This window comes from Undibacterium sp. GrIS 1.8 (assembly GCF_040544445.1).
In the GTDB taxonomy this organism is placed as follows: Bacteria; Pseudomonadota; Gammaproteobacteria; order Burkholderiales; family Burkholderiaceae_D; genus Undibacterium.
Map to the genome: position 1 here is coordinate 68,919 of NZ_JBEONQ010000026.1, position 6,832 is coordinate 75,750.

The window sequence follows — 6,832 nt, forward strand, 5'->3', positions numbered from 1 at the left end:
AGTGCCTGGCTGAGTTGATTGATTTCATGACTGACTGAAATGTTCGCCTAGGTAGATGAACTTATTGAATGAACTTATTCAACGTATTTATTCAATCAACTCAGTCGATCAACCTGCCGAATTAACTTTGTGAATCATGGTAAAGCTTGCGCTACAATCTATCAAATGAATAGTTATAATTAAATTACATTAATTTTATGCATATATCTAAAGTTGATTTGAATTTGTTTTCTGTATTTGAAGCGATCTACACAGAAGGCAGCGTAACGCGTGCCAGTCAAAAACTATATCTGACGCAGCCAGCGATTAGTCATGCACTGAATCGCTTGCGCAATCTGTTCGATGATCCGCTATTTGTAAGGCAAGGACATGCAATGGTTTCAACGCCATTGGCGCGTAGCATCATAGAACCAGTGCGATTGGCTCTGCGCGGACTGGAGGTCACTTTGTCGGACGCTGGTCGATTTGATCCCGCTATTGCGAGCAAACAATTTACGCTGGCGTTGCGCGATGTGCTGGAATCGACCGTGCTACCACCACTACTCACCAGCATCACCCAGCAAGCACCAACGATTGATCTGGCGGCAATACAAGTTGAACGCAGGGAACTAGTCAGCGAACTAGCGGCAGGCACAGTAGATGCTGCTATTGATGTGTTATTACCGCTGCCAAACGAGATTCGTCGTCAAAAAATATCGCAAGACACGACAGTGGTGATGGCGCGCAAAGATCATCCGCTGGTACAAGGCAAACTCGATTTAGAGACCTATTTACAAGCAGAACATATTCTGGCAAGTTCGCGCCGCAAAGGGCCTGGGCTGGAGGATTTTGAATTAAGCCGGCTTGGCTTACAACGGCGTATTCGCTTGCGCTGCCAGCATTATTTCGCTGCATGCAGGGTCACCAGTCAGACCGATTTATTGCTGACAATGCCAGAGGCTTATGCCCGGATTGCGAACGAACAGTTCGGAAATCAGATTTTTCCTTTACCGCTGCCGATGCCATCTTGGGACGTGTATTTATACTGGCATCAGAATGTAGAAAATGATGCTGCAAATCGCTGGTTACGGGAACAGATCACCTTAGCTTTTCAAGCGTCGATGATGGCGTGAGATTTTTAAAAATCGGGGATTATTTGATAGGATCAGGCAACAAACAAGCATCAATGATTTGCAAATCATTGTCTTTGGCAAAGCTCACCACAAAATGATATGCCAGCGGCTCTATCTCACGAATCGCCTCATTCACGACGACCGAACGCACACCATTAAGCAAAATCGGGCGAACATAAGGTGAGTATTGCAAATGTGCATTTCTGCCAGCGTCAGGACGAAAACAGGACATGGCACCGCACAGGCGTTCTGCCCAGTCGCTTGGCCGAAACTGCTTGCCGTCGCTGGTAAGACCCTGGATAAAAAACTCGCGTACCGGAGTTGAATTGTTTTTGTCGGAATCGGCCATGTGGGCGGCTCGTTGCTAGAGGGTTAACTTGGGCACGCTTTTGATGTGCCTAGCTTTTAAAATACATCAATATTATATCTTATAGAAGACTTGATTTAAAAACCGCCTAAAGATAAAAATCGGGACATCTGTTACACCTCAATTATTCTCCTTACTATAGTGCATTTTTATCGCGAGTAAAGAGTAAAAAACCCACATCAACATCATGTGGGTTTTTTAATTTTCAATTTAACCTGATTTAAATATCCAGATCACAACCAAACTGCAAACGATAACAGCAGCAAGAGCAGCATCCATAATAATAAAGCGCGCCAAACCAGACCAACAGCGCTTTGTAGCGATCTTGGCGATGCCTCTGCACCGGGCTGACTTTCAATATCCAGGCTATCAATATCGACCGCACTAGCGTCTGCGCTCAATACCATCGCTTTTGCTTCCGGATCCCCTAATCGAACACCTAATGCGCCACCGCCGGCAGATAAAATGATGCCGACCAACTCATCTGACCATCGATCAGCATAATTACGCCAGGAATACACAGCGTCCTCAAAATTACCGACGACGGCAAAAGCAACTGCAGTTAAATGAGCTGGTACCCAATCAATCCAATAAAAAATTTTAGTCGCATATAGACCAAACTCTTCTTTACGCATGTGTTCTGGCTCGTTCCAGGCACGAGCCAGATATTCAGCAACACGATACATGACCGCACAGGCAGGGCCAACTGGCATTAAAAACCAAAAGAACACGCCAAAAACATTGCGATGAGTAGCGATTAACGAGCGCTCTACAGCGAGTCTGGAGATTTCGGAGATGTCCATATCGGAGGTATCTAAGTGCGTCCACTCAGCGAGGTAGGCACGCGCGGCAGCTTCATCGCCCGAGCTTAACGCGAGCTGAATAGACGTAAAGTAGTGGCTATAGCGACGAAAGCCGAGCGTCAGATAAACGATAACAATATTCCATGCCAAAGCAGCAAAAGGGCTGAGACGTAAGCATAGCCAATAGATCAAAGCCGTCGGCAGCGTAAGCGCAACGACTAAAATCCACCAGCCCAAACGACCGTGCTTAGCCTTACCCGCATTACACCAAGCTTCTATCTTTACTGCTAAATTTTGTACTTGCAAATAAATCGGATTATCCACCCGCAGAGGTTTCAATTGCTCGATCAGTAAGGCACAAAGTATGGAAATGAATGTCATGGTTGGGTAAGTTTATAGCGTTTCCAGCTAGAAACGGATTTGCAAATGCAACAAGTGTAAACTGATTTACTCAGATTATGAAGTTCCTGATTATTTTTCTAATAAGCCGACTGTTGTTCATGCTTTGCCATATTCAGTTTCATTGAGAAACTTATTGAAAAACAAAATCAAGCGCGCAGCAGATGAAACAAGTTGCGCAACATACCAGCAGTTGCACCCCAGATAAAATGCTGTTGGTATGGTATCGCATAAAAAACGCGTTGCCCCTGCCCATTTGGCAAATCAAACGCACGACGCTGATAATTTCGACCATCCATCAAAAATGATAATGGCACTTCAAACAAAGAAGCAACCTCAGATGCATCAATTTTCAACTCAAACGGGGGCTGTATTAATGCCACTACAGGCGTTACCTGATAACCAGTTCCAGTACGATATTCCGGCAAAATACCAATTACATCAATGTGCTTGCGATGCAAACCAACCTCCTCCTCAGCTTCGCGCAGAGCAGTTTCTACAACCGAGCCATCACTATCCTCACATCGTCCGCCAGGAAAACTGATTTGCCCTGCATGATCATTTAAATGAGCGGCCCGATGCGTCAGCAGCAATGTCAAACCTTGATCTCGCATGACTAAGGGGATCAATACTGATGCGGGTTTAAAAGAGGTGATCGTAGAAAGTAAATGCTCATCAGCCAACTCTGGAGTCCAAGTTGGAGGTTGCAAAAAATGTTGTCGCAGCCAGTCTGCAGATAAGCGGGATGCAGGAACCGCCGCCTCCGTCGCTAGCGATTGGACGGGTAAATCCTCAGGATTAAACTTAAGCTTCACACAAATATCCTCTGATGGCATGAAACACCAACAAATCACAAGCTTTGCTGCATGTCTTTCATCTCTATAAAACAAAAAAGGGACGCCGAAGGCATCCCTTTCTTTCAACGCATCTAAGCAAATATTACTATGCTTTAGCAGCGACGACCTTGCGAGCAGGCAATTTTTCTTTAATACGAGCAGATTTACCTGAACGTTCACGCAGGTAGTACAACTTAGCGCGACGTACGTCACCACGACGTTTAACTTCGATCGAAGCGATCAGCGGAGAATACAATTGGAATGTACGCTCAACGCCTTCACCAGATGAAATCTTACGAACGATGAAGTTAGAATTCAAACCACGGTTACGACGAGAAATAACAACGCCTTCGTAAGCCTGAGCACGCTTGCGTGTGCCTTCAACTACGTTAACGCTGACAACGACTGTGTCACCAGGTGCGAAGTCTGGAATACTTTTACCGAGGCGCGCAATTTCTTCTGCCTCTAATTTTTGGATCAGATCCATTTTTTTACTCCGGATACCATCTTGCTGACGCTAAATACAACAATGCTCAGTAGAGGATGGGGTTTAACATGTAAGACTAAAAATTATCTAGCCTCACGCTTAGTACCAAATCTTACGATTCGGTTTTACAACAAATTACTTAAAAACTTTTCATCAGCACGACTGAGCAAACCTGCTTCACGTGCTTGCAGTATCAAATCTGGTCGCTTAAGCTGGCTAGCTTCAAGAGATCTTTCACGTCGCCATTTTTCAATTTCAGCGTGATTACCCCCCATCAAAACAGCCGGCACAACCGCATTTTCGAAGATTTCTGGCCTAGTGTAATGCGGACAATCGAGCAAACCATTGACAAAGCTATCCTGTATCGCTGAGGCATCATCGTGCAAAACACCTGGCAATTGTCTGATAACAGAATCCATCAACGCCATGGCTGGAATTTCACCACCGGATAGAACAAAATCGCCAAGGCTAATTTCTTCATCCACATAGCTATCCAACAAACGTTGATCAACTGCCTCATAGCGACCACATAGCAATACAACGCCAGACAATTGCGACAAATCCATCACTCTCCGGTGCGTTAGCGGATGTCCCTGTGGCGACAAATAAATCACCTTAGGAGCAATCGCGTCCGCATTTGCTAAATTGATCTGCCTTGCTTTAGCAGCTTCAATAGCTGCTTGCAACGGCTTGGCCAACATCACCATGCCGGGACCACCGCCATATGGTCTGTCGTCCACAGTACGGTGTTTGTCAGTCGTAAAATCACGTGGATTCCACAAAGACAAAGCACATCGACCTTGCTCAAATGCCCGCCGGGTAACACCAGACTGCGTGAGCGCAGTGAACATTTCAGGGAAAAGTGTAATGACATCAAATTGCATCTAAAATGCCTTCCGATTCCATTAAACGACTCCCATGTTCACTAATAATCTGTACCCCAGTCAACCGTAATTTTGCCAGCCTTTTGATCCACTTCTTTAACAAAGTTCTCAACAAAAGGAATCAGGCGTTCATGTTTAGGCAAATCAATCTCTGGAATATCCGCAGCAGCCACACGCAAAATAGGGTGAGCTCCGTTATCCATCAAATCTCTGACTTGACCCAGATGTTCGCCCTGCAGATTGTGTACCGACAAACCAATCAAATCCAACCAATAGAATTCTCCCTCAGATAAAGCGGGAAAATGACTACGAGGAATTTTGACTGCGGAGCCTTTCAGTCCCTCTGCCGTATTTCTATCCACCACACCGACTAATTTTGCTACAACATCCTCACCATGAATTTTAACTTCCAGGCGATCAACATCATGCAATTCCGGGTGTAGCGGAGAATTCTCTAACCACCAGGTTTTGGCAGTCATTAGTGCATCTGCATCAGAAGAATAAGGACGTATCCTTACCCATCCGTGAATGCCATATGCTCCCGAGATGTAGCCAACTAAGACTAAATCATCAGGAGCACGTACTCCAACTGACGTCATAGACAGAACAACAGCGATTAAGCTGCTGCCTTGCCAGACTGAGCTACCAGACGAGCGACTGCTGGTGACAATTGTGCACCAACACCTTGCCAGTAAGCCAAGCGATCTGCTGCAACACGAACTGTCTCAGCATTGCCAGTTGCTACCGGATTGTAAAAACCGATACGTTCGATGAAACGGCCATCACGACGATTGCGTGAATCTGTTGCAACGATATTGTAAAAAGGGCGCTTTTTTGCGCCACCACGAGCTAAACGAATAACGACCATAATATTTCCAAAAAATGTCTAAACGCGGAAAAAGCCGCAAATTATAGCGTGAACAGCCAAGAAACAGCAAGCACTATCCCACTTTCAGTCGCAGCCAGGTAACACATTCACTGAATATGGCAAAATTACAAAGCATCCTGTAGCAGTAATATCAAAGCAAACAGCACGCTCTTGCTCTAGAATCACGCATTACTTTGCAGGAGCGCATCCACTTAATGAAAACACCACACAAAAACAAAACTCTGAGCACTTTGCTGGCGGCAACCCTAGGCAGCATCGGTGCGCATCGCTTTTACGTTTATGGCAAAAAAGATCTTTGGGGATGGCTACATTTCATCACTTTGCCTTTGTCGTGGTTATTAAGCCACTTCTACTTCGGGTCACCGCTGTTAGTTACTGCTGCGCCTATCGTTCTTTCATTTTTGATTGCGATACTAGAAGCCTTGGTGATCGGCTTAATGCCAGATGAAAAATGGGATGCAAAACACAATATTCATTCGAGTCAAGTCAGTGACTCTAACTGGCCAATCGCATTGATCTTGGTGCTCACACTAGGCGTTGGGGCTTTTGCCTTGATCGCAACGATTGCACGTGCATTTGATCTTCTATATACAGGCGGATCATTCGGCTGAGCACGGCATGAGCTCATCAACGAAAATATATACTCCTATCTTGTATATTCAGATTGTCCATAGAATTATTGGACAATTGCGTATATTTTAAATAAATAATGGGGAGTATATCAAACCCAGATTTTCCATTAGTCCGCTACCACTTCACAGAAACGCAGACGGTATGCGGCGTTCAGAGGGGTAACACCACCACGATTTGAGTGGGAGCGCTGCAGCGACAATTGCACCTTTGACGAACTGCCTGGCGTTGTTACTACTCCTAGCAAGAGGAAGCTTGCGACGTCAAGTCTAGCCGGTCAATCCTTCAAAGGCACACTTGTCACTGTTCCAATAGAAAATCTGGGTTAAATGTAAGCGTCCAACCCCACCATCTTTTCAGAAGGCAGGTACGGTGTTAAGTGCGGAGCGGCAGCAATTCATCAATGCGGCTGTTTGGGCAGGTAG

General features: G+C 45.4%; 9 protein-coding genes. 2 read left to right on the forward strand and 7 right to left on the reverse strand.

The window, feature by feature from the left end:
• Positions 1 to 197: 197 nt before the first annotated feature.
• On the forward strand, positions 198 to 1,112 hold the full coding sequence (locus tag AAKU64_RS13565; RefSeq protein WP_322119570.1) for a LysR family transcriptional regulator: 915 nt from the start codon (positions 198 to 200) through the stop codon (positions 1,110 to 1,112).
• Between the two features lie 19 nt (positions 1,113 to 1,131).
• Here the strand turns inward: AAKU64_RS13565 and AAKU64_RS13570 are convergent, their stop codons facing one another.
• The 7 genes from AAKU64_RS13570 to rpsP form a co-directional block, all read right to left on the reverse strand.
• On the reverse strand, positions 1,132 to 1,461 hold the full coding sequence (locus AAKU64_RS13570; protein WP_354333147.1) for a DUF3579 domain-containing protein: 330 nt from the start codon (positions 1,459 to 1,461) through the stop codon (positions 1,132 to 1,134).
• Between the two features lie 251 nt (positions 1,462 to 1,712).
• The gene (locus AAKU64_RS13575) at positions 1,713 to 2,663 is read right to left on the reverse strand and encodes a CobD/CbiB family protein (protein ID WP_354333149.1); all 951 of its coding nucleotides are present in this window, start codon (positions 2,661 to 2,663) and stop codon (positions 1,713 to 1,715) included.
• Positions 2,664 to 2,830: 167 nt separating this feature from the next.
• Positions 2,831 to 3,496 carry a CoA pyrophosphatase gene (locus AAKU64_RS13580; RefSeq protein WP_354362247.1) on the reverse strand — a complete coding sequence of 222 codons (666 nt, stop codon included), beginning with the start codon at positions 3,494 to 3,496 and terminating at the stop codon, positions 2,831 to 2,833.
• Between the two features lie 127 nt (positions 3,497 to 3,623).
• Positions 3,624 to 4,004: a 50S ribosomal protein L19 gene (gene rplS / locus AAKU64_RS13585; RefSeq protein WP_322119574.1), complete on the reverse strand. Its 381-nt coding sequence runs from the start codon at positions 4,002 to 4,004 to the stop codon at positions 3,624 to 3,626.
• A 125-nt stretch (positions 4,005 to 4,129) separates the two neighbouring features.
• Positions 4,130 to 4,888 carry a tRNA (guanosine(37)-N1)-methyltransferase TrmD gene (trmD, locus tag AAKU64_RS13590; RefSeq protein ID WP_354333153.1) on the reverse strand — a complete coding sequence of 253 codons (759 nt, stop codon included), beginning with the start codon at positions 4,886 to 4,888 and terminating at the stop codon, positions 4,130 to 4,132.
• A gap of 41 nt (positions 4,889 to 4,929) precedes the next feature.
• Positions 4,930 to 5,487 carry a ribosome maturation factor RimM gene (rimM, locus tag AAKU64_RS13595; RefSeq protein ID WP_354333155.1) on the reverse strand — a complete coding sequence of 186 codons (558 nt, stop codon included), beginning with the start codon at positions 5,485 to 5,487 and terminating at the stop codon, positions 4,930 to 4,932.
• A gap of 17 nt (positions 5,488 to 5,504) precedes the next feature.
• Complete coding sequence (gene rpsP, locus AAKU64_RS13600; RefSeq protein ID WP_110255824.1) at positions 5,505 to 5,756, reverse strand: 30S ribosomal protein S16; 252 nt, start codon at positions 5,754 to 5,756, stop codon at positions 5,505 to 5,507.
• Positions 5,757 to 5,971: 215 nt separating this feature from the next.
• On the opposite strand from rpsP, the gene AAKU64_RS13605 reads away from it, so the two are divergent.
• Positions 5,972 to 6,388 carry a TM2 domain-containing protein gene (locus tag AAKU64_RS13605; protein WP_354333157.1) on the forward strand — a complete coding sequence of 139 codons (417 nt, stop codon included), beginning with the start codon at positions 5,972 to 5,974 and terminating at the stop codon, positions 6,386 to 6,388.
• Positions 6,389 to 6,832 lie beyond the last annotated feature (444 nt).

What these genes read in the sequence shown, in the direction of transcription:
- AAKU64_RS13605 (WP_354333157.1), top strand. Translation starts at nt 5,972, where the DNA reads ATGAAAACACCACACAAAAACAAAACTCTGAGCACTTTGCTGGCGGCA.
- AAKU64_RS13565 (WP_322119570.1), top strand. Translation starts at nt 198, where the DNA reads ATGCATATATCTAAAGTTGATTTGAATTTGTTTTCTGTATTTGAAGCG.
- rimM (WP_354333155.1), bottom strand. Translation starts at nt 5,487, where the DNA reads ATGACGTCAGTTGGAGTACGTGCTCCTGATGATTTAGTCTTAGTTGGC.
- rplS (WP_322119574.1), bottom strand. Translation starts at nt 4,004, where the DNA reads ATGGATCTGATCCAAAAATTAGAGGCAGAAGAAATTGCGCGCCTCGGT.
- AAKU64_RS13570 (WP_354333147.1), bottom strand. Translation starts at nt 1,461, where the DNA reads ATGGCCGATTCCGACAAAAACAATTCAACTCCGGTACGCGAGTTTTTT.
- trmD (WP_354333153.1), bottom strand. Translation starts at nt 4,888, where the DNA reads ATGCAATTTGATGTCATTACACTTTTCCCTGAAATGTTCACTGCGCTC.
- AAKU64_RS13575 (WP_354333149.1), bottom strand. Translation starts at nt 2,663, where the DNA reads ATGACATTCATTTCCATACTTTGTGCCTTACTGATCGAGCAATTGAAA.
- rpsP (WP_110255824.1), bottom strand. Translation starts at nt 5,756, where the DNA reads ATGGTCGTTATTCGTTTAGCTCGTGGTGGCGCAAAAAAGCGCCCTTTT.